22 protein-coding genes and 1 rRNA gene are annotated in these 24,436 nt (G+C 51.4%); 14 read left to right on the forward strand and 9 right to left on the reverse strand.

Translation table 11 applies throughout. The features are described from left to right. Positions 1 to 662 (reverse strand): 16S ribosomal RNA (locus IV04_RS26610); the annotation flags it as partial. Between the two features lie 517 nt (positions 663 to 1,179). Between IV04_RS26610 and IV04_RS18620 the strand changes: the two genes are divergently transcribed. Continuing rightward, complete coding sequence (locus IV04_RS18620) at positions 1,180 to 1,869, forward strand: FadR/GntR family transcriptional regulator (RefSeq protein ID WP_037404171.1); 690 nt, start codon at positions 1,180 to 1,182, stop codon at positions 1,867 to 1,869. 37 nt (positions 1,870 to 1,906) lie between these two features. Here IV04_RS18620 and rbsR read toward each other — a convergent pair whose 3' ends face one another. From rbsR to kup, 7 genes are all read right to left on the reverse strand, one after another. Beyond that, complete coding sequence (rbsR, locus tag IV04_RS18625) at positions 1,907 to 2,908, reverse strand: ribose operon transcriptional repressor RbsR (RefSeq protein WP_037404170.1); 1,002 nt, start codon at positions 2,906 to 2,908, stop codon at positions 1,907 to 1,909. A 5-nt stretch (positions 2,909 to 2,913) separates the two neighbouring features. Continuing rightward, a complete protein-coding gene (gene rbsK, locus IV04_RS18630; protein WP_037404169.1) occupies positions 2,914 to 3,840 on the reverse strand; it encodes a ribokinase in 927 nt (308 codons plus the stop codon). A gap of 62 nt (positions 3,841 to 3,902) precedes the next feature. Next, complete coding sequence (gene rbsB, locus IV04_RS18635; RefSeq protein WP_037404168.1) at positions 3,903 to 4,790, reverse strand: ribose ABC transporter substrate-binding protein RbsB; 888 nt, start codon at positions 4,788 to 4,790, stop codon at positions 3,903 to 3,905. Between the two features lie 70 nt (positions 4,791 to 4,860). Next, a complete protein-coding gene (gene rbsC / locus IV04_RS18640; RefSeq protein ID WP_037404166.1) occupies positions 4,861 to 5,826 on the reverse strand; it encodes a ribose ABC transporter permease in 966 nt (321 codons plus the stop codon). 6 nt (positions 5,827 to 5,832) lie between these two features. Continuing rightward, entirely contained in the window at positions 5,833 to 7,338 is a 1,506-nt protein-coding gene (gene rbsA / locus IV04_RS18645) for a ribose ABC transporter ATP-binding protein RbsA (protein WP_037404164.1), read from the reverse strand. Between the two features lie 7 nt (positions 7,339 to 7,345). Further along, positions 7,346 to 7,765: a D-ribose pyranase gene (rbsD, locus tag IV04_RS18650; RefSeq protein WP_037404162.1), complete on the reverse strand. Its 420-nt coding sequence runs from the start codon at positions 7,763 to 7,765 to the stop codon at positions 7,346 to 7,348. A 597-nt stretch (positions 7,766 to 8,362) separates the two neighbouring features. After that, a complete protein-coding gene (gene kup, locus IV04_RS18655) occupies positions 8,363 to 10,231 on the reverse strand; it encodes a low affinity potassium transporter Kup (protein ID WP_037404160.1) in 1,869 nt (622 codons plus the stop codon). Positions 10,232 to 10,607: 376 nt separating this feature from the next. Here kup and ravA point away from each other — a divergent pair, with 376 nt between their 5' ends. Together ravA and viaA are read left to right on the forward strand one after the other, a co-directional pair. Beyond that, positions 10,608 to 12,116, forward strand: a complete 1,509-nt coding sequence (gene ravA / locus IV04_RS18660; protein ID WP_037404159.1) for an ATPase RavA — start codon at positions 10,608 to 10,610, stop codon at positions 12,114 to 12,116. 2 nt (positions 12,117 to 12,118) lie between these two features. Further along, on the forward strand, positions 12,119 to 13,576 hold the full coding sequence (viaA, locus tag IV04_RS18665) for an ATPase RavA stimulator ViaA (protein WP_037404157.1): 1,458 nt from the start codon (positions 12,119 to 12,121) through the stop codon (positions 13,574 to 13,576). A gap of 7 nt (positions 13,577 to 13,583) precedes the next feature. On the opposite strand, the gene asnA is transcribed toward viaA, so the two are convergent. Next, positions 13,584 to 14,576, reverse strand: coding sequence for an aspartate--ammonia ligase (gene asnA / locus IV04_RS18670; RefSeq protein WP_037404156.1), 993 nt, complete (start codon positions 14,574 to 14,576; stop codon positions 13,584 to 13,586). Between the two features lie 155 nt (positions 14,577 to 14,731). On the opposite strand from asnA, the gene asnC reads away from it, so the two are divergent. From asnC to atpG, 11 genes are all read left to right on the forward strand, one after another. Beyond that, positions 14,732 to 15,193: a transcriptional regulator AsnC gene (asnC, locus tag IV04_RS18675; protein WP_037404155.1), complete on the forward strand. Its 462-nt coding sequence runs from the start codon at positions 14,732 to 14,734 to the stop codon at positions 15,191 to 15,193. 92 nt (positions 15,194 to 15,285) lie between these two features. Then, a complete protein-coding gene (gene mioC, locus IV04_RS18680; RefSeq protein ID WP_037404154.1) occupies positions 15,286 to 15,726 on the forward strand; it encodes an FMN-binding protein MioC in 441 nt (146 codons plus the stop codon). A gap of 380 nt (positions 15,727 to 16,106) precedes the next feature. Further along, entirely contained in the window at positions 16,107 to 17,996 is a 1,890-nt protein-coding gene (mnmG, locus tag IV04_RS18685) for a tRNA uridine-5-carboxymethylaminomethyl(34) synthesis enzyme MnmG (protein ID WP_037404152.1), read from the forward strand. A 137-nt stretch (positions 17,997 to 18,133) separates the two neighbouring features. Then, a complete protein-coding gene (gene rsmG, locus IV04_RS18690; RefSeq protein WP_037404151.1) occupies positions 18,134 to 18,754 on the forward strand; it encodes a 16S rRNA (guanine(527)-N(7))-methyltransferase RsmG in 621 nt (206 codons plus the stop codon). A 640-nt stretch (positions 18,755 to 19,394) separates the two neighbouring features. After that, positions 19,395 to 19,778, forward strand: coding sequence for a F0F1 ATP synthase subunit I (gene atpI, locus IV04_RS18695; protein ID WP_037404150.1), 384 nt, complete (start codon positions 19,395 to 19,397; stop codon positions 19,776 to 19,778). A 23-nt stretch (positions 19,779 to 19,801) separates the two neighbouring features. After that, positions 19,802 to 20,578: a F0F1 ATP synthase subunit A gene (gene atpB / locus IV04_RS18700; protein WP_037404149.1), complete on the forward strand. Its 777-nt coding sequence runs from the start codon at positions 19,802 to 19,804 to the stop codon at positions 20,576 to 20,578. 50 nt (positions 20,579 to 20,628) lie between these two features. Continuing rightward, entirely contained in the window at positions 20,629 to 20,868 is a 240-nt protein-coding gene (atpE, locus tag IV04_RS18705; RefSeq protein WP_004093904.1) for a F0F1 ATP synthase subunit C, read from the forward strand. Positions 20,869 to 20,926: 58 nt separating this feature from the next. Beyond that, positions 20,927 to 21,397 carry a F0F1 ATP synthase subunit B gene (gene atpF, locus IV04_RS18710; RefSeq protein WP_037404148.1) on the forward strand — a complete coding sequence of 157 codons (471 nt, stop codon included), beginning with the start codon at positions 20,927 to 20,929 and terminating at the stop codon, positions 21,395 to 21,397. Positions 21,398 to 21,411: 14 nt separating this feature from the next. Then, positions 21,412 to 21,945 (forward strand): F0F1 ATP synthase subunit delta, encoded by a 534-nt coding sequence (gene atpH, locus IV04_RS18715; protein ID WP_037404146.1) that lies wholly within the window; start codon positions 21,412 to 21,414, stop codon positions 21,943 to 21,945. Between the two features lie 12 nt (positions 21,946 to 21,957). Next, the gene (atpA, locus tag IV04_RS18720) at positions 21,958 to 23,499 is read left to right on the forward strand and encodes a F0F1 ATP synthase subunit alpha (protein WP_037404145.1); all 1,542 of its coding nucleotides are present in this window, start codon (positions 21,958 to 21,960) and stop codon (positions 23,497 to 23,499) included. Between the two features lie 58 nt (positions 23,500 to 23,557). Further along, a complete protein-coding gene (gene atpG / locus IV04_RS18725; RefSeq protein WP_037404143.1) occupies positions 23,558 to 24,421 on the forward strand; it encodes a F0F1 ATP synthase subunit gamma in 864 nt (287 codons plus the stop codon). Positions 24,422 to 24,436 lie beyond the last annotated feature (15 nt).

Consider the following 24,436-nt stretch of genomic DNA (forward strand, 5'->3'; position numbering starts at 1 on the left):
TCAAGACTCTAGCGTGCCAGTTTCAAATGCAGTTCCCACGTTAAGCGCGGGGATTTCACATCTGACTTAACAAACCGCCTGCGTGCGCTTTACGCCCAGTAATTCCGATTAACGCTTGCACCCTCCGTATTACCGCGGCTGCTGGCACGGAGTTAGCCGGTGCTTCTTCTGTAGGTAACGTCAATCAACACATGTAGTAAATATGTCGCCTTCCTCCCTGCTGAAAGTGCTTTACAACCCTAAGGCCTTCTTCACACACGCGGCATGGCTGCATCAGGCTTGCGCCCATTGTGCAATATTCCCCACTGCTGCCTCCCGTAGGAGTCTGGGCCGTGTCTCAGTCCCAGTGTGGCTGGTCATCCTCTCAGACCAGCTAGGGATCGTCGCCTAGGTGAGCCATTACCCCACCTACTAGCTAATCCCATCTGGGCACATCCGATGGTGTGAGGCCCGAAGGTCCCCCACTTTGGTCCGAAGACGTTATGCGGTATTAGCCACCGTTTCCAGTAGTTATCCCCCTCCATCGGGCAGTTTCCCAGACATTACTCACCCGTCCGCCGCTCGCCGGCAAAGTAGCAAGCTACTTTCCGCTGCCGCTCGACTTGCATGTGTTAGGCCTGCCGCCAGCGTTCAATCTGAGCCATGATCAAACTCTTCAATTAAAAGCTTGATGTGCTGCAACATGTACAGCGATGCTCGAAAATCAACGTTCGTAATAATTCATTCAAATGAATTACTGCTTGGTCACTCTTCAAGACTTGATATTTTTTTGTGCTGCCGAAGCAGCTGGATATCATCTTGTGAGTGCCCACACAGATTGTCTGATAAATTGTTAAAGAGCGTGGTTACCGGGTTGCTTCTCGGTAACGCGGGAGGCAGATAATACGCTTTCCCGCTGAAGAGTCAACTTTTTTCTCTTGCGAGAACCGGTATCTTTACCGGGTTGCTTCTTCTTGCCTGGGCGACGTGTTGGTCGTTGTTCCCGGTCAGTGGAGGCGCATTATAGGGAGTTCCGCGCAGGCCGCAACCCCTAAATTCAAAAAACGGTTCAAGCGCGGTTATTTTCAACAAAACGCTGTGTAAGTCAGCGTTTTTATCACTTACCCCCTAAAATCGCCGTAAAACAGGCCCCCCTAGAGTAAAATAAAAGATAATAAAGCAAGCCAAGGATCCACAGCCATGCAATTTGATGCTCAGCAACAGGCCGCACAACGAAATCTTTCTTATCTGCTGGCAGAAAAACTCGGTCAACGCATTTTAGCTGGCGAATATGAGGCTGGCAGTATCCTGCCCGGTGAGATGGAGTTGGGGGAACAATTTGGTGTCAGCCGCACGGCGGTGAGAGAAGCGGTAAAAATACTGGCTGCCAAAGGGATGCTGCTGCCTCGCCCACGTATTGGTACAAGAGTGATGCCACAGAGCCAATGGAATTTTCTCGATCAGGATTTATTAGCCTGGTGGATGACAAGAGAGAACTTCGATCGGGTCATGCAGCACTTTCTGATCCTGCGTACCACGCTCGAACCCCAGGCTTGCTCACTGGCAGCGGCCAATGCCACAGCGCAACAGAAAGAGCAGCTCACGCAATTAATGTTGGAAATGCACACGCTGCACACTAATTTTGACCACGAGCGCTGGATTGAGGTCGATACCCAGTACCACCAACTGATATACGAAGCCAGCGCCAACCCTTTTTTAACCTCATTCGCCAAGTTATTCAGTTCGGTGTACCAGGACTATTTTCGTGCGATTAGCGGTAATGATGTGATTAAACTGCAAAACCATCAGGCGATTGTCGATGCCATTGTGTCTGGCGACAGCCAGGCCGCTTTAGCAGCATGCCAAGCTTTGTTGCAAGATAACGAATAAACTCACTGCTTATATAAAGAAGAAAGATTCAAACCGGTTAGCGGTAACCAACAGAGGCGCGTTCCACCAACTCGGGGGTCAGTACCAACACTTGAGCATCGCGTTCGGGGTGTTGCAGACGGTTGAGCAATGCATCAATGGCCAACTCCCCGAGTGAATCTTTTGGCTGATGGATAGTACTCAGCGGCGGCGTCAAATACTTGGCCAGCTCGATATCGTCATACCCCATGACGGCCATATCCTGCGGCACCACCATCCCCGCCAGATACAGAGCCTGATAAATCCCTACGGCTATGGCGTCGTTCCCGGCAAAAACCGCATGTGGCGGTTCGGCCAGTGCTAATAGTTGCTGCATCCCCTGAACGCCACCCTCAAATTCAAAATCACAATACACTTCATAGCCAGACGGAATCTCGAGCCCGGCACGATGCATCGCCCGGCGATACCCTTCCAAACGCTGGTGCGCGGTGGTTTTATCCTGTGGCCCGGCAATGCAGGCAATTTTGCGATAGCCACGGCTAATCAAATACTCGGTTGCCATTTCACCACCAAGTAACGAGTTATCCTGAATAATATCATTAGCTCCACCGAACGGAGCCCAATCCATCATCACAATAGGTAAGGAGGGATAACGGCTCAGCGCATCCGGTGATGGACGATGATTCTCGGTGCACATCAAAAGCAAGCCATCGACTCGCTTTTGCAACAGTGTTTCCATACTGCGGTTCATACGTGCCTCGTCTTCTTCGGTATTGCACAGAATCAGACTATAGCCACGTTCATAGCAACTGCGCTCTACGCCACGCACCACTTCGGCGTAAAACGGGTTATTGCTGGAGGTGACCAGCATACCAATGGTATGCGTGGTGTTGAGTTTCAGGCTGCGCGCCAATGCTGACGGGGCATAGTTAAGCTGTTCGACGGCCACCATGACTTTATCGCGTATGCTATCACTGACAAAACGATTGTTATTAATAACGTGCGATACCGTCGAGGTTGAAACACCAGCCAGACGAGCAACATCTTTCATGGTGGCCAAAAGTATTACCCCTGTTGCAACAAGAAAGCGTCAATTTCTTCACGCCAAGGTACTGAAGGCTGAGCGCCTGGGCGGGTAACGGCAATCGCTGCCGCCGCATGTGCAAAGCGCACGGCATCATCCATCGCCTTGCCTTCCAGCAACGCCGTCACCAATGCGCCGTTAAACGTATCACCAGCCGCAATGGTATCGACCGCTTTCACCTTAAAGCCCGGCACACATTTGCCGTTACGGTTTTCACTCAGCCAGACACCCCGGCTACCGAGCGTGATAATCACCCGCTCAATACCTTTATCATGCAACGCATTAGCGGCACGGGCAGCATCGCTGTCATTATTAACGGCAATACCGGTCAGGCGTTGAGCCTCTGTTTCATTCGGCGTGATGATATCGATCATCGCCAGTAACTCATCCGGCAACTCGCGAGCCGGTGCAGGGTTAAGGATCACCTGCGTATGGTGTTGCTTTGCCAGCTCGGCAGCAGCAATCACCGTCTCTAACGGAGATTCGAGCTGCATCAGTAACGCGTCGGCCTCAATCACTTGCTGCTGATAACGCTTGAGATAATCGGGCGTCAGGGCCGCATTGGCACCAGCGTCGATACCAATCACGTTCTCACCTTCAGCATTAACAAAAATCAGCGCCACCCCGGTGGTATGTCCAGCAACGGCCTCAATCGGTTGGGTATCAATGCGATCGGCTACCAATTGCTGGCGAATACGTTCACCAATATCATCAGCCCCGACACAGGCAATAAACGCTATCTCTGCACCACTGCGCCCGGCAGCCACCGCTTGGTTAGCGCCTTTGCCGCCAAAAGCAACGTTGTAGTGCTTCCCGATCACCGTTTCCCCTGGGTGGGGAAACTGTTCGATATTAAGGATATGGTCGGCATTAATACTGCCCAAAACCACCAGCTTTCCTGTTTCCATCGCATTGATTCCTGAAAAATTACGCGCCACCGTAACACCCGTTCCGGTGGCGTAAAGATGACTTACTTGGTCACCAGCTTCAGATCGACCGGAATAGTGGCTGGCACTTTTTCGCCTTTCAGCACTTTATCAGCCGTTTCAATGCCAATTACCCCGATTTGATCCGGGCGTTGTGCCACGGTTGCCGCCAGTTTGCCACCTTCAACCGCTTTTACGCCATCATCGGTGCCGTCAAAACCGACCACCACTACGTCAGTTTTACCGGCAGTTTGCAGCGCACGCAGCGCACCCAACGCCATTTCATCGTTCTGGGCAAATACTGCCTGCACGTCTGGATGGGCAGTCAGCAGGTTCTGCATCACGTTCAAACCTTTCGTGCGATCAAAATCCGCAGGCTGGCTGGCCAGCAGTTTAAATTTGTTCTGCTCCAGAGACTGTTTGAAGCCTTCGCCACGTTCACGTGCCGCAGAAGTCCCGGCGATACCTTCCAACTGGATCACTTTCGCATCAGCCCCGGCTTTCTTGGCAATGAAATCACCGGCCATTTTACCGCCTGCGCGGTTGTCAGAAGCGATATGGCTGACCACTTCACCTTTGGCAGCAGCACGATCCAAGGTGATTACCGGGATCTTGGCCTGATTGGCCATCTTAACGGCATTCCCTACCGCATCAGAATCGGTTGGGTTGATCAGCAGCAGTTTCGGGTTTTGCACCATCAGGTCCTGCACGTTGGCCAGCTCTTTTGCCGGGTTGTTCTGAGAATCCAGCACCACCAGGTTGTAACCCAATTTGTTGGCTTCCTGCTGTGCCCCTTCTTTCATCGAAACAAAGAACGGGTTATTCAGCGTTGAAACCACCAGCGCGATAGTGTCTTTAGCCAGCGCATTGGCGCTCAGAGTGGCCGACAAAGCAATAGCAGAAGCGAGTACGGCCAGTTTTTTCATTTTCATGTTCGAGATTCCTGTAGGAGAAGAAGCGTCTGTGAATACTGCGGGCTGGCGAGCCCGCCTCTAAAGAGACTTACTGCTTTTTGTTATCAACCAGAACCGCCAGCAAAATAACGGCTGCTTTCACGATCATTTGGTAGTAAGAAGAAACACCCAACAAATTCAAACCGTTATTCAGGAAGCCGAGGATCAGCGCACCGATCAGTGTACCGACAATGCGCCCCTTGCCCCCAGCCAAACTGGTCCCCCCCAGCACCACCGCAGCGATGGCATCCAGTTCATAACCGGTCCCCGCCGTAGGCTGTGCCGACGATAAACGTGCCACTTCGATCACCCCAGCCAGCGCAGCCAACAGGCCGCACAATGAGTAAACGATGATTTTCACTTTATCGACGCTGATGCCAGACAAACGGGTCGCGGCCTCGTTCCCCCCCAGCGCATAGATATAGCGGCCCAGGCGAGTGTGATGCAGCATGTACCAGGCGGCGATAAACACGATCGCCATAATCCAGATCGGCGTTGGCACCCCCAATGGGCGGCCAATACCAAACCAGCCGAAAGCATCCGCCACATCGGTAAAGCCGGTATTTATCGGGCTGCCGTTGGTATACACCATGGTGACACCGCGTAGCAGCAACATCATCACCAACGTGGCAATAAATGCCTGAACTTTGCCCTTGGCAACAATAATCCCGGTGCCAGCCCCTACGGCGGCCCCTAATGCCAAAGCTGCCGCCACGGCGACTACCGCATTGATTTCAAGGCCGACAATCGACGCCGCTACCGCTCCGGTCAGCGCCAGCAGTGATCCCACCGACAAATCGATACCGGAAGTCAGGATCACTAACGTCATACCCACCGCCATAATGGCGTTCACCGACGTTTGCTGCAAAATATTGAACAGGTTGTTGAGGGTGAAGAAATTCGGGCTCATTGAAGACACCACGGCAATCAGCACCAGCAGCGCAATCAGCGATTTCTGCTCTAACAGCCACTCTTTACTCAACCAGCGCTTAGCTGTGATAGTCTGGGAACTCATATCTGATTACTCCTGCTTTACGCCGTATTGCTTGCCGACAGCGGCTGCCATCAACACTTCCTGAGTAGCCTGTTCAACCGGGAATTCACCGCTGATATGGCCTTCGTGCATCACCAGAATGCGGTCACTCATGCCCAGCACCTCTGGCATTTCCGAAGACACCAGAATGATGCTCAACCCTTCCTGCTTGAACTGGTTAATTAACTGATAAATCTCTTTCTTGGCACCGACGTCGACGCCACGGGTCGGTTCGTCGAGGATCAGCACTTTTGGCCGGGTCATTAAGCCACGGGCGATCGCCACTTTCTGCTGATTCCCCCCCGAAAGCAGGCCAATCGGCTGTTCCATTGATGGCGTCTTGATATTAAACAGGCGGATAAAATCGTTCACGGCCTGCTGTTCGTCGGCCTGTTTCAGGCTGCCACCGCGACGGCTGAAATAGCGCAGGGCGGTCAGTGACATGTTTTCCTTCACTGACATCCCTAACACTAAACCATCACGTTTACGGTCTTCGGAAATATAAACAATGCCATTCGCCAGCCCATCCTGTGGTGAATGAGTAACGACCTCGCGGCCATCAAGGCTGACGTTGCCGCTGTGACGCGGAGCTGCACCGTACAGAATCTTCATCAATTCGGTGCGCCCGGCCCCCATCAGGCCAGCGACACCCAAAATTTCGCCCCGATACAGGGTAAAATTGACGTCGTGGACGCCTGGGCCCGAAACATGGCTGACCTGCAGGCGCTTTTCACCGCGTGGCAGATTCAGGCGCGGATACTGTTCTTCCAGCTTGCGGCCCACCATCATTTCGATCAGCGAATCTTCCTGCAGTTCGGCGACCGGGCATTCGGCGATAAACTGACCATCGCGGAACACGGTCACATCGTCGCAGATTTCAAAGATCTCTTTCAGACGATGGGAAATATAAACAATGCCACGGCCTTCTGCTTTCAGTTCATTGATGACGCTGAATAAAGAAGCCGTTTCGGTATCGGTCAGCGCATCGGTGGGTTCATCCATAATGATGACTTTCGATTCAAAGCTCAGCACTTTGGCAATTTCGACCATCTGCTGATCGCCAATCGATAATTCCCCCACCAGCCGGTGGCTGCTGTAACGCATGTTCAGGCGCGCCAACAGTTTGTCCGCTTCGGCATACATGCGTTTCCAATCGATGCGGCCAAAGCGGTTAACAAACTCACGGCCAAGAAAAATGTTTTCAGCAATGGTCAGTTGAGGGATCAGATTCAGTTCCTGATGAATAATGCCGATGCCCGCTTCTTGCGAATCCTTCGGCCCGTTGAATACCACCTCTTTGCCCAGAAAATGCTGGCTGCCCGCATCTTTGCTATAGATACCGGTCAGCACTTTCATCATGGTGGATTTCCCGGCACCGTTTTCCCCCACCAGTGCCATTACCCTGCCGGGATAGACACTGAGGGCAGCGCCAGAAAGCGCTTTAACGCCGGGAAAGGCTTTATCTATTCCTTGCAGTTGCAGTAACGGTTGCATAGTTGCCTCAGAAAGTGACGCCGGAGCAGAGAATGACGTTGGCATATGGCGAACATTCTCCACTGCGGATCACTGCTCGGCTGTGCTCGGTTTGTGCCTTAAACTCGCTGTGGCTGATATAGCTCACGCTTATGGTATTGCCCTGGTGTTGACTAAGTTGTTGCAACTGAGCAAGCAACGCTTCATGGAGTTGCGGATTTTGTTTAACTATCTCTTCCGCCAGAATGGCGTTTTCTACCTGCATTTCCTGCGTAACCACCCCGACCACCTGTAAAAACGTCGGTATTCCTTGGGTCAGCGCCAGATCGATACGCTGCGCCGCTGCCGGGATCGGCAACCCCGCGTCACAAATGGTGATCTGATCGGTATGACCGAGGCGGGAAATCACCGCAGAAACTTCAGAATTTAGTAGCACGCCTTTTTTCATCTTTTCACTCCAACAGCGAAACGTTTCGCTCATAATGGAGTTTAAAAAAACAGCGGGGGAAGACAACCATAAAGTTGCAAAAACGTGATCGCCATCGAAACGTTTCGCTCGCGTTTGACAAGCAGATAAATAAATATCCTCCGGCATAGCCGGAGGTTTTTCATATGCGCCTGTAAGGCTCTCTTACCTGCCGCGCCCTAACAGGCGCATGACTACCTCACATTTGCATTACTTCTGTTACTTACTGCCCGTAAACGGGCTACATCAATGTAAGGGCGACTGTAGTTACCATCACATCTTTCTATACACATATCTTCCTTAGCGCATATGACAGTTTCCTTTGTACTTACCCCCCAAGACACTGAATAAGTAACGTGTTGGTACTTCTCTCATTCATCGGGTATGCGCTAAGCCTTTCTCATCAACTATTAGCGGCTTATCTATCTCCAGAGGTGCTTTGTTGCTACCTGACCACAAGCGTTACTGGCCATTAAAAGAGCCGACTCAAAGCTGGAAGCTTTACGGAACCCCCAGCCTAGCTGGGGGTTTTCTGAATACAAGAAAAGGGCTAAGTCAGTCAACTCAGCCCTTCAGGGTTTATATCTCGACCTGCGTTCCCAGTTCGATAACGCGGTTTGGCGGGATCTCAAACTGGTCAGGAGCGCGCAACGCATTGCGGCTCAGCGCGATAAACAGTTTGCCACGCAGGAACAGATACCATGGCCGTTTGGTGAGGATCAGCGATTCGTGCGACATAAAGAACGAGGTTTCCATCATGCGGCACTGTAGCCCTTCCAAACCGCAACGGTGGAACACCTCCTCAACGTTTGGCGTTTCACGCCAGCCATAACTGGCCACCACGCGCCAGAAAGTCGGAGACAGTTGTTCAATGGTTACCCGGCGCAGATTATGCACATAAGGCGCATCTTCGGTACGCAGCGTCAACAGAACCACACGCTCATGCAGCACTTTGTTGTGTTTGAGATTATGCAGCAACGCAAATGGGATCACGTTGGTGGCCCGAGACATAAACACTGCGGTGCCTGGCACACGAACCGGCGGGGATTTCTCCAGCGAGGCAATCATCGCCTCAAGAGAATTACCGTGCTCATGGATACGGCGTAACAGGCTGAAGCGCTCGCTTTTCCAGGTGGTCATGATGATAAACATCATCAGCGCCAACGTCAGCGGTAGCCAACCGCCAGAGAACAACTTCAGCGCATTGGCAGCAAACATCGGCACATCAATAATCAGCAGGATCGCGAGCGTGCCACCCACCAGAAAGCGGTTCCAATGCCAGTTTTTAAGCGCTACCGACGTTATAAGAACGCTGGTCAGCACCATCGTTCCGGTTACCGCAATACCATAGGCCGCCGCCAGATTACCTGAATGCTCAAAGCCCACGATCACCAGCACGACGGAGATGTACAGTAGCCAATTGACGACCGGGATATAGATCTGGCCCGACTCCATTTCTGAGGTGTGGATAATGCGCATGGGGGACAGATACCCCAAGCGCACCGCCTGCCGGGTCAGTGAAAATACGCCGGAAATGACCGCCTGAGAAGCAATAACCGTGGCCAGTGTCGCCAGGATCAGCAATGGGATCAAGGCCCAGTCAGGGGCTAGCAGGAAGAAAGGGTTCTTAATCGCCTCGGGGTTTTTCAGCAGCAGAGCCCCTTGACCAAAGTAGTTGAGTACCAGAGAAGGCAGCACCACGCTAAACCAGGCCAGGCGGATCGGGAATTTACCAAAGTGCCCCATATCAGCATACAAAGCTTCTACGCCGGTAATAGACAGCACCACCGCACCGAGCGCAAAAAATGAGACCTTCTTATATTCAATAAAGAAGTTCAGCGCCCACTTGGGGTTCAACGCCTGCAACACTTCAGGGTTATCGATAATGCTGCGTAAACCAAGCAATGCCAACGCGATGAACCATAACAGCATGACTGGCGCAAACAGCTTGCCGACGCTACCGGTGCCATGCTTCTGAATCACGAATAATAAGGTCAGCACCAGAATAGATAACGGCACAATATAGGGATCAAGCGACGGCGCGGCGATTTCCAGCCCCTCAATCGCCGACATCACCGAGATGGCCGGGGTGATCACCACCTCGCCATAAAAGAAACTGCCGCCAATCAGGCCAAATATCACCAACCAGGCGGTAGTGCGTGGTGAGGTATTGCGCCCGGCTAACGACATTAATGTCAGAATGCCGCCTTCACCAGCGTTATCCGCACGCATCACATAGGTGAGATACTTCAGGGAAACAATAACTACCAGCATCCAGAAGATCAGGGAAAGAAAACCAAAAACCACATCAGGACGGACATCAAACCCATAATGACCGGAGAAACATTCCCGCAGGGTATAAAGAGGGCTGGTACCGATATCACCGTAAACCACCCCAATAGCCGCCAGGGTTACCGCCGATAAAGACTGTTTATGCTCTGTGCTCATAATTCATTTCTTTTGCTAGGTCATCTGGCAACCGATGCATCCGCATCAAGCTAGAGATACGGGCTCCAAGATCCATTACGCCCACGCATCCAATGGCTTTCAAGTGTAGTTGAATAACCTACAACGCTGTGCCTGGAAAGACAAAGAAGATAAAAGGCGCACAGTATGCACCATTTATCAGGGTTACCTACCCTGATCTCTGTCGCTAAAAATAAACAAAATGTGAACCATATCCACTCTTTTTCAGGTGAAAACAATACGAATCAACAAGCTATACCGTTTTTTAGAAAAAGGTGGTTTATCATCTCATTCTCCAGCAAGATTGGCTATCAGCCCATTAAGCTGGCCTTAAACCACGGACAACGCGGACTATTTTATGGCGTCATCATCACTTCTGGCAGAACGGATTTCCCGCCTCAGCAGTGCGCTGGAGAGCGGCCTTTATGAACGACAGGAAGCCATCCGGTTATGTTTACTGGCCGCACTCTGCGGCGAAAGCGTCTTCTTGCTTGGCCCCCCAGGGATCGCCAAAAGCCTGATAGCCCGCCGGTTAAAGTTCGCTTTCCGCAGTGCCCGTTCATTCGAATATCTGATGACGCGTTTTTCTACGCCGGAAGAAGTGTTTGGCCCGTTGTCGATTCAGGCGCTAAAAGATGAAGGACGCTACCAGCGCTTAACCTCCGGTTATTTACCCGAAGCGGAAATCGTGTTTCTTGATGAGATCTGGAAAGCGGGTCCGGCAATCCTCAATACGCTGCTGACCGCGATCAACGAACGCCGCTTCCGCAACGGCAACAGCGAAGAAGCCATTCCTCTGCGGTTGCTGGTCACCGCCTCTAACGAACTGCCAGAAGCGGATAACAGCCTTGAAGCCCTTTACGATCGGATGCTGATCCGCCTGTGGCTCGATAAGGTACAGGATAAGCAGAATTTCCGTTCGTTGTTGATCAACCGCCAAAGTGAAAGTGACAACCCGGTGCCCGAAGCATTGAGCATCAGCGATGAAGAGTTCCACCAATGGCAGCCGCAAATCGATAAAGTCAAATTGCCGGAAAATTGTTTTGAGCTGATTTTCCTGCTGCGCCAGCGTTTGGATGCGCTGGAACAGGCTCCTTATGTCTCCGATCGCCGCTGGAAAAAATCGTTGCGGTTGCTGCAGGCCAGCGCATTCTTTAGCGGTCGCGATGCTATTGCTCCGCTGGATTTGATGCTGCTGAAAGATTGCCTGTGGCACGATCTTACCTCACTGAAACTGTTGCAGCAGCAGGTCGATCAACTGCTGGCTGAGCAGGCCTATCAGCAGCAAACGCTATTAATCCAGCTACAGCAGACACATACCCGTTGGATGCAGCACCAGCAGCAACAAAGCGATCGCCAGGCGATCTACCTGGTTAAAAAAGGCGGTATGTTCAGCCGCAAGCCGCAATATGCGCTGGAAACCCCGCTCGCGGGTAGTACGTTAACCCTGCTGCTGCAAAAACCGCTGCAACTGCACGACATCCAGGTTAATCACCTCAGCATTGAAAGCAGCGCCCTGGAAAACTGGCTGCAAAAAGGCGGTGACGTGCGTGCCAAGCTGAATGGCATTGGTTTTGCCCAGCAGATCGAACTGGAAGTAGACGAGCAACTGCATTTGACGGTGCTGGATATCAGCCGCCAACCTTCGTTACTGACTTCTGCAGGTAAACCAACCGGCGGCACACCGCAAGCACTGCTGGACGAAATGGAAACGCTGACCCAACGCTTGGCGGAGCAGCGCAGGTTATTCAGCCTGCATCAGCCATGCCTGTTTGTTTCAGCCAGCGGCTTGGCAAAGATTGAAGCCAGCCTGTTGCAGGTTGCCGAACAGGTTAAGCAGCAGTACCAGCAGATGCGCGGTCAATAACGATGCTCAGCCTTGAAACGATTGATCTGCTGCTGTCGATCGCCGAAGGGGAACTGATCGAAGAGATGATCATTGGCATGCTGGCAGCCCCGCAGCTCATGATGTTTTTTAATAAATTCCCAGCCATACGCCGGGCGCTCAACCGCGATTTGCCACGTTGGAGATTACAGCTAAAAGAACGCATTCATCAGGCAATGGTGCCCCCCGCACTGGCGCAGGAGTTTTACCGTTACCAACAGTGCCAGTTGGAAAACAACACCCAATTCTTTCATCACCTCAACGACACGCTCGAACTGCTGCGTCAGTTAGTCTCACCATTTTATAAGCAGGCGCAGGAGCTGGTTGATGCAGCCGATCGGCAAAACCAGCCAGACAGTTTCCAAACCCTGTTTTTACAGCGCTGGCGCATCAGCCTGACGCTGCAGGCCACCATGCTGCATCATCAGTTGCTTGAGCAGGAACGCGAACAGTTGATGGCAGAATTGCAGGAGCGGCTGGCGTTAAGCGGTGCGCTGGAGCCGATACTGGCTGATAACGACACCGCTGCCGGGCGTTTATGGGACATGAGCAAAGGCCATTTACAGCGTGGTGATTATCAGCGGCTGGTGGAATACGGTGATTTTCTGCAGCAACAGCCGGAATTGCAAAAACTGGCAGAGCAACTGGGGCGCAGTTATGAGGCCAAAGCGGTGCTGCAACAGGATGCGCAGCCAGAACCTTTTCGCATGATGGTACAGGTTCCTGCCATTCAGCCAGAAGAAGTCAGCGGTATTCACCAAAGTGACGATATTCTGCGTTTATTACCCCCCGAGCTGGCAACGTTAGGCATTGAAGAGCTGGAGTTTGAGTTTTACCGACGGCTGCTGGAGAAGCGTTTATTAAGCTATCGACTGCAAGGCGATGCCTGGCAGGAACAGATCGTGATGCGCCAGGTTACCCATAAGCAGCAGGATCAGCAGCCGCGCGGGCCATTCATCGTCTGCGTTGACACATCCGGTTCAATGGGGGGATTTAACGAACAGTGCGCCAAAGCCTTTTGCCTGGCCCTGTTACGCATTGCCCTGGCCGATAACCGCCGCTGCTACATTATGCTGTTCGCCAACCAGATTGTGCACTATGAACTGACCGCCGCCAGCGGCATTGAGCAAGCCGTACGCTTCCTCGGCCAGCAATTTCGTGGGGGCACCGATCTGGCCGCCTGTTTGAGTGCAGCGGTGAGCAAAATGGCAGAAAGCGGTTGGGTTGATGCTGACGCGGTGATTATTTCTGACTTTATTGCCCAGCGATTGCCAGACGAAGTGATCAAAAAGGTGAAATTACAGCAACAAAGCCACCAACAACGATTTCATGCGGTAGCGATGTCTGCTTATGGCAAACCCGGCATCATGCGCATTTTCGATCATATCTGGCGCTTCGATACCGGGCTAAAAAGCCGTTTAATGCGCCGCTGGCGGCGCTAAACGCAACTTACAGCAGCCCTTCAACCGCTTCACGCACTTCAGGTGCCCACACGCCACACTGTACCTGACCGATGTGCGACAGTTGCAGCAACAGCATCACCAAACGTGATTGACCGATACCGCCACCAATAGTCTGCGGCATTTCACCACGCAGTAATGACTGGTGCCATTCCAGCTTCAGGCGTTCCTGATCGTCGGTCAACGCCAACTGGTGCTTAAGCGCAGCGGCATCAACGCGGATCCCCATGGAGGACAGCTCAAACGCATCCTGCAATACCGGGTTCCACACCACGATATCGCCGTTCAAACCAGCCAGCCCATCGGCTGTTGGTGTCGTCCAGTCATCATAATCCGGCGCACGCACGTCGTGCGATTTGCCATGTGACAGTTTGCCACCGATACCAATCAGGAACACGGCACCTAACTCTTTGGCAATAGCACGTTCACGGCCTTTGGCGTCCAATTCTGGGTAACGCTGCAGCAGAGTTTCACTGTGAACAAAATGAATCTGCTCTGGCAGGAACGGGGTCAGACCATATTCACGGCTCACTGCTGCTTCCGTTTCTTTTATCGAAGCATAGATGCGCGTAACGGTGTCTTGCAGGTAAGCCAGATGACGTTCGCTGTCGCCCATTACGCGTTCCCAATCCCACTGATCGACATAGACCGAGTGGATCGGCGTCAGACGATCTTCATCCGGGCGCAGGGCTTTCATATGGGTATACAAGCCTTCGCCTGCGCTGAAATCGTAACTACCGAGGGTTTTACGCTTCCATTTCGCCAGAGAATGCACCACCTCAAACGTGGCATCAGGCAAGGTTTTCACTTTAACCTGCACCGCTTTCTCGCTGCCGGAAAGGTTGTCTTGCGTGCCATCGCCCAAGCGGCTGAGGATCGGAGCCTGGACTTCAATCAGCCCCAACTGTTGTTCCAGTTGGCGAGAAAAGAAAGATTTCACGAAGCTGATTTGCTGTTGTTTTTGAATAAACTGCTTTTTCATTGCCGTATCTCTTAAATAACCTGTCTAGTTGCCGACGATTAAGCAACAGAATGGCATCACAATTCAATATCCATTAATCAATATTGCCTTTTCGTTTTTAATCGTTCATTTTTAAGCGGTGATAATTCAACAATCATCAATTATAGGGGGATTTAATGGCAGAAATTTATCAGATCGATAATCTCGATCGCGGCATTCTCAACGCCTTAATGGCAAATGCACGTACCGCCTACGCTGAACTGGCGAAGGCTTTTGCCGTCAGCCCCGGCACAATTCATGTCCGGGTAGAGAAAATGAAACAGGCTGGCATCATTACTGGCGCACGGGTGGATGTGAACCCAAAACAGTTGGGTTACGACGTCTGCTGTTTTATCGGCATTATATTGAAGAGTGCTAAAGACTACCCTTCAGCATTGAGAAAACTCGAAAGCCTGGAGGAAGTGGTGGAAGCTTACTACACCACCGGGCATTACAGCGTGTTTATCAAGGTGATGTGCCGTTCCATAGACGCGTTGCAACAGGTACTTATCAACAAGATCCAGACTATCGACGAGATCCAGTCAACCGAAACTCTGATCTCGTTGCAGAACCCCATAATGCGTACCATTGTGCCTTAACGAAGCGATTTCTATCCCCTGATTATCCACAACTAGATCCCAGCCCATTCACAGCGTACAATGCTGCCTCTTTGGCAAGGTTGGGATCATTCATGGCAGATATTACTCTGATCAGTGGCAGCACGCTTGGCAGTGCTGAGTATGTCGCTGAGCATTTGGCTGAGAAACTGGAAGCCGCAGGTTTCTCCACAGAAATGCTGCATGGCCCTGAATTGGATGAACTGGTGCTGAATGGGCGGTGGCTGGTGGTTTCCTCCACCCATGGAGCCGGTGATTTACCCGACAATCTGCAACCACTGCTAGAACAAATCGCAGAGCAGCAACCCGATCTCTCCTCGGTAACCTTTGGTGCTATCGGTTTGGGGAGTTCTGAATACGACACCTTCTGTGGTGCGATCAAACAGATCGACGATCTTTTAGTGGCTCGTGGAGCAAAAAGGATCGGCGATCGACTCGAGATCGACGTGACCCAGCACGAAATCCCTGAGGATCCTGCCGAGGAATGGGTAAAGAATTGGATTAATTTACTCTAATTAGCTCAAAGATCGCGCGAACGATTGTGGATAACTAAGCTTAAAAGCAGGGTAAAAGCCGTAGTTATCCCAATAACAACCGCAGTACGCTTTTCATGCTGTGCATAACATGCCTTTTAGATCCCAGCTTATCAGCGCCAGGATCACCGATCATTAACAGCAAACGATCCTCATTAATCTGCTGATCTTCATCGATAATTGCCAGTTATCCACAAAGGATCGCGATCCTAATAAGAGATCTAATAAAGAGATCTTTAAATAAAAAAGATCTTCTTTTAATTAACGACGATCCTGAGCGCTTGGTCGATCGTCTAAACTTGAGTAGAATCCTCCCCCAGGGCAGATCAAGATCGTTCGCAAGTACTTCGAGGTGCAGTTCCATGTTTTATCCAGATCAATTTGACGTCATCATCATCGGTGGTGGCCATGCCGGTACCGAAGCTGCCATGGCTGCGGCACGTATGGGTCGTCAGACGTTATTACTGACTCACAATATCGACACGCTGGGACAAATGTCCTGTAATCCAGCGATTGGAGGTATTGGGAAAGGGCATCTGGTTAAAGAAATCGATGCACTCGGTGGCCTAATGGCAACGGCGATCGATCATGCAGGCATCCAGTTTAGGATACTAAACGCCAGCAAAGGCCCGGCGGTGAGAGCTACCCGTGCTCAGGCCGATCGCGTGTTGTATCGCCAAGCCGTCCGTACCGCTTTGGAGAACCAGCCAAACCTGATGATCTTTCAACAAGCTGTTGAAGATCTGATAGTGGAAAACGATCGTGTTGTAGGTGCAGTGACCCAAATGGGGCTCAAATTCCGTGCCAAAGCCGTGGTGTTGACGGTGGGAACTTTCCTTGATGGCAAGATCCATATTGGTTTGGAAAACTACAGCGGTGGCCGTGCTGGCGATCCGCCATCAATCTCGTTATCACAACGCCTGCGTGAATTGCCTTTACGTGTTAATCGCTTAAAAACCGGAACTCCACCACGTATCGATGCACGAACTATCGATTTCAGCGTATTGGCCGAACAACATGGTGATACGCCAAGCCCGGTATTTTCATTCCTGGGGAGTGCCAGCCAGCACCCGCAACAAATGCCGTGCTATATCACCCATACCAACGAAAAAACCCATGATGTGATCCGCAATAATCTGGATCGTAGTCCGATGTATGCCGGGATCATCGAAGGGATCGGGCCACGTTATTGCCCGTCGATCGAAGACAAAGTGATGCGTTTTGCCGATCGAAACTCACACCAGATCTTCCTGGAGCCCGAAGGGTTGACCAGTAACGAGATCTACCCGAATGGGATCTCCACCAGTCTGCCATTTGATGTACAAATGCAGATCGTGCGTTCAATGGAAGGGATGCAGAATGCCCGCATCGTGCGCCCGGGTTACGCCATTGAGTATGATTTCTTCGATCCCCGCGATTTAAAACCCACATTGGAAAGCAAATTTATCCAAGGGTTGTTCTTTGCAGGTCAGATCAACGGCACCACCGGTTACGAAGAGGCGGCAGCACAAGGTTTGCTGGCTGGCCTGAATGCTGGGCGCTATGCGGCTGACGATGAAGGTTGGTCACCGCGCCGCGATCAGGCTTACCTTGGGGTGCTGGTAGACGATCTCAGCACCTTAGGCACCAAAGAGCCTTACCGTATGTTTACCTCGCGGGCTGAATACCGCTTGATGCTGCGTGAAGATAATGCCGATCTACGCCTGACGGAAAAGGGCCGTGAATTGGGGCTGGTGGACGACATTCGCTGGGCTCGCTACAACGCGAAACTGGAGCATATTGAGCAGGAACGCCAGCGTTTACGCGATATCTGGGTTCATCCACATTCAGAAAACGTGGAACAGGTTAACACTCTGCTGAAATCGCCGTTGTCACGTGAGGCCAACGGTGAAGAGTTGCTGCGTCGGCCTGAAATGGATTACACCCGCTTGACCGGGCTTAGCGCTTTTGCCCCGGCACTGGCTGATTCTCAAGCCGCTGAGCAGGTAGAAATTCAGGTGAAGTATGAAGGCTACATTGTGCGCCAGCAGGAAGAGATAGACAGACAGCAACGCAATGAGAATACTTTGTTGCCATTAGATCTCGATTATCGCCAGGTTTCCGGGTTATCGAATGAAGTGATTGCCAAGCTTAACGATCATAAACCGAATTCGATCGGCCAGGCTTCGCGTATTTCAGGTATTACTCCAGCGGCCATTTCCATTCTGCTGATCTGGCTGAAAAAGCAGGGCTTGCTGCGCCGCAGCGCATAAAACCTGTGTTCATTTTGCCGTTTGCTTATCTGCTGAGCAAACGGCCACTGACATTACCCCATGCCTGAATTATCATAGCCGCTCTACAGAACCGCATGGCCAGATGTGTTGTTCCATTTTTGTCAGAGGATCCCATTGTGCAAAAAAAATTAGATTCGCTGCTCTCTGCGGCAGGAATTGCGCTTCCCGATCAACAAAAACAGCAGTTGCTGGGTTATGTCGGTATGCTCGACAAATGGAATAAGGCTTACAACCTCACTTCGGTTCGCGATCCATTGCAAATGTTAGTCCGTCATATCCTCGACAGCATTGTGGTTAACCCTTATCTGCAGGGATCGCGTTTTATCGATGTCGGTACTGGCCCTGGGTTACCGGGGATCCCGTTGGCGATCGTGCGCCCGGATTCACATTTCACCCTGTTGGACAGCCTGGGCAAGCGCGTGCGTTTCCTGCGCCAGGTACAACATGAACTGGGGCTGAAAAATATTGAGCCGGTACAGAGCCGTGTGGAGGACTTTCCAGCGGAGCCACCGTTCGACGGGGTGATCAGCCGTGCTTTTGCGTCACTGCAGGATATGCTTGCCTGGTGTCACCATCTGCCTGCAAAAGGGCAAGGGCGTTTTTATGCGCTGAAAGGTGTTCACCCTGAAGAGGAACTGGCTCAGTTGCCTGCAGATATTACCCTTGAGTCAGTGGTTCGTTTGCATGTTCCTGAATTGGAAGGAGAACGGCATCTGGTGGTACTCAAGGCGAATTAAGTTTGCTCAGAATCAAATAAGTATCGGTTAAGCGGTCATCGGGAAGGTAAATATAAGCGGGTTAATAAAAAACAATCTGCCTTTTATCTTTTTTACTTTTTTTTAACAATAAAGGCACGCTTCGATTACAGAAAACCACCCTATTGCCAAATGTAATAGTCACGTTAGCGACGATATGTGAAAGATTCTGTTGTGCGGTCGATGTTAATTTGCTGTTGCTGCATTCGTCCTGAGAATGTCAATAGAAGGTTTTTCTCGGGTAGAAGGATTGTTTTTGAAAGGTTAACCTGCAATATTTTGATTTATAATAAAATTTTATCGCTCGATTAGCTAAAGACTCTGGCCGAAAGGGTGAGGTATAAATTAATGATGATGAGTATTGTGATCAGGTGCACGTTTTCTTGAGCAATACAGGAATAATCAGACAATTAAATGCGTACGATTATTCCGGCTTTTTTCTGACATAAGCTGCTCGAAAAAGGGAAATTTAAATAATTGTTCACCTTTTCGCTACTTATCGATTGAATTCGTTGGAGTGGCCCGTATAATTTGCTCGTTTTTGGCTGTTTGACTTGGAACCGCAAAAACAGTTTTATACGTCACTCAGCATACCCTTTAGGGTACGGAGAGAACAAACGTCATGTCTGTGTCCCTTTACAGCGGAAAAGTTGCACGCAAGCTGCTGTTCTTGCAGTTAATGACTTTTGTTCTGATCAGCGCTGCTTTCGGGTTGAAAAGCCTGGAATGGAGCGTCTCGGCGTTGGCGGGGGGGCTTGCTGCCTGGTTGCCGAATGCCATGTTTATGCTGTTTGCCTTGCGCCATCAGGCGCAAACGCCAGCACCCGGCAGGGTTGCATGGTCGTTTGCTATTGGCGAAGGATTAAAGGTCGTGGTCACCATTGTTTTGTTGATCGTGGCGCTTGGGGTGTTCAAAGCGGTGTTTATGCCGCTTGTCCTGACCTATTTAGCGGTGTTAGTGGTGCAGATCGTGGCACCGACCGTGATTAACCGTTACCGAACTTAACTCAATAAAGGGTAAGAGGCATCATGTCTGCAGGAGCAATCAACACTCCACAGGAGTATATCGGTCACCATCTGACGCATCTTCAGATCGGGACGGGTTTTTGGTCGATTAACGTCGACTCAATGTTTTTCTCCGTTGTCCTCGGGGTTATCTTCCTGGCGATTTTCCGTAAAGTGGCTAAAAACGTCACCAGCGGCGTTCCCGGTAAGCTGCAAACCGCTGTTGAACTGCTGGTTGGGTTTGTCGACAACAGCGTGAAAGACATGTATCACGGCAAGAGTAAGGTGATCGCACCGTTGGCGCTGACCGTGTTCGTCTGGGTGTTCCTGATGAACATGATGGACCTGATCCCGGTTGATTTCCTGCCGCTTCTCGGTACGTGGTCAGGGTTGCCTGCACTGCGCGTGGTGCCTACCGCAGACGTTAACATCACTCTGTCGATGGCTTTGGCCGTGTTTGTCCTGATTCTGTTCTATAGCATCAAAATGAAAGGCGTTGGTGGGTTTGCTAAAGAGTTGACCATGCAGCCGTTCAACCATCCGTTGTTTATTCCAATCAACCTGATTCTTGAAGGTGTCAGCCTGCTGTCCAAGCCTGTTTCTCTGGGTCTGCGACTGTTCGGCAACATGTATGCGGGTGAGTTGATCTTCATCCTTATTGCCGGCCTGTTGCCGTGGTGGTCACAGTGGGTTCTGAGCTTGCCTTGGGCAATCTTCCACATTCTGATCATTACGCTTCAAGCCTTTATTTTCATGGTTCTGACGATCGTTTATCTGTCGATGGCATCTGAAGAGCACTGATTTTCTTAAAACACTTGCACTTTATAAACTGAAATAAACTGGAGACTGTCATGGAAAACCTGAGTATGGATCTGCTGTACATGGCTGCCGCTGTGATGATGGGTTTAGCGGCAATCGGTGCTGCGATCGGTATCGGCATCCTGGGTGGTAAATTCTTGGAAGGCGCTGCTCGTCAGCCTGACCTGATTCCTCTGCTGCGTACACAGTTCTTTATCGTTATGGGTCTGGTTGACGCCATCCCGATGATCGCTGTTGGTCTGGGTCTGTACGTGATGTTTGCTGTCGCGTAAGTCGAAATAGTTCTCGACAAAGAAACCACATTATTAACTTTTAAAGAGGCATTGTGCTGTGAATCTTAACGCAACAATCCTCGGCCAGGCTATTTCGTTCATCCTGTTTGTCTGGTTCTGCATGAAGTATGTATGGCCGCCTATCATGGCTGCCATTGAGAAGCGTCAGAAAGAAATTGCTGACGGTCTCGCTGCTGCAGAGCGTGGCAAAAAAGATTTGGACTTAGCGCAAGCCCATGCGACCGACCAACTGAAAACTGCTAAAGCAGAAGCTCAGGTGATCATCGAGCAAGCCAACAAACGCAAAGCTCAGATCATGGATGAAGCGAAAGCAGAAGCCGAGCAGGAACGTAACAAAATCGTGGCGCAGGCTCAGGTTGAGATCGAAGCCGAACGTAAGCGCGCTCGTGAAGAGTTGCGTAAACAAGTCGCGATGCTGGCAATTGCTGGTGCCGAGAAGATTATCGAACGTTCCGTGGATGAAGCTGCTAACAGCGACATCGTTGATAAACTGGTCGCTGAACTGTAAGGAGGAAGGGGCTGATGTCTGAATTTGTTACTGTAGCTCGCCCCTACGCCAAAGCAGCTTTTGACTTTGCCGTTGAGAACCAAAGCCTGGAGCGCTGGCAACAAATGCTGGCGTTTGCTGCTGTTGTCACCCGTAACGAACAGATGGCTGAATTGCTTTCCGGTGCTGTTGCACCAGAAACGCTGTCCAAAACGTTCATTGCGATCTGTGGTGATGAGCTCGACGAACATGGCCAGAACTTTATCCGCGTAATGGCCGAAAATGGACGTTTACTGGTTCTCCCAGCCGTGTTGCAGCAGTTCATCGAACTGCGTGCTGCGCTGGAATCCACCATCGAAGTCGACGTGCTCTCTTCGAGTGCACTGAGCGATGAACAGCAGGCCAAGATTGCCGCTGCGATGGAGAAACGTCTGTCACGCAAAGTTAAGCTGAATTGCAAAATTGACAAGTCTGTACTGGCCGGTGTCATTATCCGTGCTGGCGATATGGTGATTGATGGCAGCGTTCGCGGTCGTCTTGAACGCCTGACAGACGTCTTGCAGTCTTAAGGGGACTGGAGCATGCAACTGAATTCCACCGAAATCAGCGAACTGATCAAGCAGCGCATTGCTCAGTTCAATGTAGTGAGCGAAGCTCACAATGAAGGTACCATTGTTTCCGTCAGTGACGGGATCATCCGCGTACATGGTCTGGCCGATGTTATGCAGGGCGAAATGATCGCACTGCCAGGCAACCGTTATGCAATCGCATTGAACCTGGAGCGTGACTCTGTAGGTGCCGTGGTAATGGGTCCGTACGCGGATCTGGCCGAAGGCATGAAGGTTAAATGTACTGGCCGTATTCTGGAAGTTCCCGTTGGCCGTGGCCTGTTGGGCCGTGTGGTCAACACCTTGGGCGCACCTATCGACGGTAAAGGCCCGGTTGAGCACGACGGTTTCTCCCCGGTTGAGACTATCGCACCTGGCGTTATCGAGCGTCAGTCGGTCGATCAGCCTGTACAGACCGGTTATAAGTCTGTTGATGCCATGATCCCGATTGGCCGTGGCCAGCGTGAGCTGGTGATCGGTGACCGTCAGACCGGTAAAACCGCTCTGGCGATCGATGCGATCATCAACCAGCGCGATTCCGGTATCAAATGTGTTTACGTGGCTATCGGCCAGAAAGCGTCAACCATCGCTAACGTGGTGCGCAAACTGGAAGAGCACGGCGCACTGGCTAACACCATCGTGGTGGTTGCTACCGCATCTGAATCTGCTGCACTGCAGTACCTGGCGCCTTATGCCGGTTGTGCAATGGGTGAATACTTCCGTGATCGTGGTGAAGATGCTCTGATTGTTTACGATGACCTGTCCAAGCAGGCTGTTGCTTATCGTCAGATCTCCCTGCTGCTTCGTCGTCCACCAGGTCGTGAAGCTTACCCTGGTGACGTATTCTATCTGCACTCCCGTTTGCTGGAGCGTGCAGCGCGTGTTAACGCTGAATACGTTGAAGCTTTCACCAAAGGTGAAGTGAAAGGGAAAACCGGTTCACTGACCGCTCTGCCGATCATTGAAACCCAGGCTGGTGACGTTTCCGCGTTTGTTCCGACCAACGTAATCTCGATTACCGATGGTCAGATCTTCCTGGAATCCAACCTGTTCAACTCTGGTATTCGTCCGGCAGTTAACCCAGGGATCTCCGTATCCCGTGTGGGTGGTGCAGCACAGACCAAGATCATGAAAAAACTGTCCGGTGGTATCCGTACCGCTCTGGCACAGTATCGTGAACTGGCTGCGTTCTCTCAGTTCGCTTCCGATCTGGATGATGCAACCCGCAAACAGCTGAGCCACGGTCAGAAAGTGACCGAGCTGCTGAAACAGAAACAGTATGCGCCAATGTCTGTCGCACAACAGTCTCTGGTGCTGTTTGCCGCTGAGCGTGGCTATCTGAACGACGTTGAAGTCGCGAAAGTCGTGAGCTTCGAAGCCGCTCTGGTTGCCTATGCCGATCGCGAACATGCCGAACTGCTGAACCACATCAACCAAACTGGCGCTTATAACGATGAGATCGAAGGCAAGCTGAAAGGCATCCTCGATACCTTCAAGGCAACCCAGTCCTGGTAACGCACAGTAGCCTGCTGTTGAAAAACAGCAGGCTGTCTGGCAATGAGGAGAAGCAGAGATGGCCGGCGCAAAAGAGATACGTAGTAAGATCGCTAGCGTGCAAAACACGCAAAAGATCACTAAAGCGATGGAGATGGTCGCCGCCTCCAAAATGCGTAAATCGCAGGATCGCATGGCGGCCAGTCGTCCTTATGCAGAGACCATGCGCGAGGTGATCGGTCACCTGGCGTTAGGGAATCTGGAATACAAGCACCCGTACCTGGATGAGCGTGACGTTAAGCGCGTTGGGTATCTGGTGGTGTCTACTGACCGTGGTCTCTGCGGCGGTTTGAACATTAACCTGTTCAAGAAGCTGCTGGCAGAGATGAAAGGCTGGTCTGAGAAAGGTGTCGAAGTTGATTTGGCACTGATTGGCTCAAAAGCCACCTCTTTCTTTGGTTCCGTGGGCGGCAAAGTGGTTGCCCAGGTAACCGGCATGGGGGATAACCCTTCCCTGTCGGACCTGATCGGGCCAGTGAAAGTGATGCTGCAAGCCTACGACGAAGGTCGTTTGGACAAGCTGTACATCGTCAGCAACAAATTTGTTAATACGATGTCCCAGGAACCGCAGATACTGCAACTTCTGCCATTGCCGCCTTCCGATGACGGTGAGCTGAAGAAAAAATCCTGGGATTACCTGTATGAACCCGATCCAAAAGTGCTGCTTGATACCTTGCTGCGCCGCTATGTGGAATCGCAAGTTTATCAGGGCGTCGTGGAAAACCTGGCCAGCGAGCAGGCCGCACGAATGGTCGCGATGAAAGCCGCAACCGATAACGGCGGTAGCCTGATCAAAGAGCTGCAGTTGGTATACAACAAAGCGCGTCAGGCCAGCATCACTCAGGAACTCACCGAGATCGTTTCGGGAGCCTCCGCGGTTTAACCAGGTTATTACCCT

The sequence above is a fragment of the Serratia sp. Ag1 genome (assembly GCF_000743355.1).
Lineage (GTDB): Bacteria > Pseudomonadota > Gammaproteobacteria > Enterobacterales > Enterobacteriaceae > Chania.

Coding starts and splice junctions, on each gene's coding strand:
- IV04_RS18620 (WP_037404171.1), top strand. CDS start 1,180: ATGCAATTTGATGCTCAGCAACAGGCCGCACAACGAAATCTTTCTTAT.
- rbsK (WP_037404169.1), bottom strand. CDS start 3,840: ATGGAAACAGGAAAGCTGGTGGTTTTGGGCAGTATTAATGCCGACCAT.
- rbsB (WP_037404168.1), bottom strand. CDS start 4,790: ATGAAAATGAAAAAACTGGCCGTACTCGCTTCTGCTATTGCTTTGTCG.
- rbsC (WP_037404166.1), bottom strand. CDS start 5,826: ATGAGTTCCCAGACTATCACAGCTAAGCGCTGGTTGAGTAAAGAGTGG.
- rbsA (WP_037404164.1), bottom strand. CDS start 7,338: ATGCAACCGTTACTGCAACTGCAAGGAATAGATAAAGCCTTTCCCGGC.
- rbsD (WP_037404162.1), bottom strand. CDS start 7,765: ATGAAAAAAGGCGTGCTACTAAATTCTGAAGTTTCTGCGGTGATTTCC.
- kup (WP_037404160.1), bottom strand. CDS start 10,231: ATGAGCACAGAGCATAAACAGTCTTTATCGGCGGTAACCCTGGCGGCT.
- ravA (WP_037404159.1), top strand. CDS start 10,608: ATGGCGTCATCATCACTTCTGGCAGAACGGATTTCCCGCCTCAGCAGT.
- viaA (WP_037404157.1), top strand. CDS start 12,119: ATGCTCAGCCTTGAAACGATTGATCTGCTGCTGTCGATCGCCGAAGGG.
- asnA (WP_037404156.1), bottom strand. CDS start 14,576: ATGAAAAAGCAGTTTATTCAAAAACAACAGCAAATCAGCTTCGTGAAA.
- asnC (WP_037404155.1), top strand. CDS start 14,732: ATGGCAGAAATTTATCAGATCGATAATCTCGATCGCGGCATTCTCAAC.
- mioC (WP_037404154.1), top strand. CDS start 15,286: ATGGCAGATATTACTCTGATCAGTGGCAGCACGCTTGGCAGTGCTGAG.
- mnmG (WP_037404152.1), top strand. CDS start 16,107: ATGTTTTATCCAGATCAATTTGACGTCATCATCATCGGTGGTGGCCAT.
- atpI (WP_037404150.1), top strand. CDS start 19,395: ATGTCTGTGTCCCTTTACAGCGGAAAAGTTGCACGCAAGCTGCTGTTC.
- atpB (WP_037404149.1), top strand. CDS start 19,802: ATGTCTGCAGGAGCAATCAACACTCCACAGGAGTATATCGGTCACCAT.
- atpE (WP_004093904.1), top strand. CDS start 20,629: ATGGAAAACCTGAGTATGGATCTGCTGTACATGGCTGCCGCTGTGATG.
- atpH (WP_037404146.1), top strand. CDS start 21,412: ATGTCTGAATTTGTTACTGTAGCTCGCCCCTACGCCAAAGCAGCTTTT.
- atpA (WP_037404145.1), top strand. CDS start 21,958: ATGCAACTGAATTCCACCGAAATCAGCGAACTGATCAAGCAGCGCATT.
- atpG (WP_037404143.1), top strand. CDS start 23,558: ATGGCCGGCGCAAAAGAGATACGTAGTAAGATCGCTAGCGTGCAAAAC.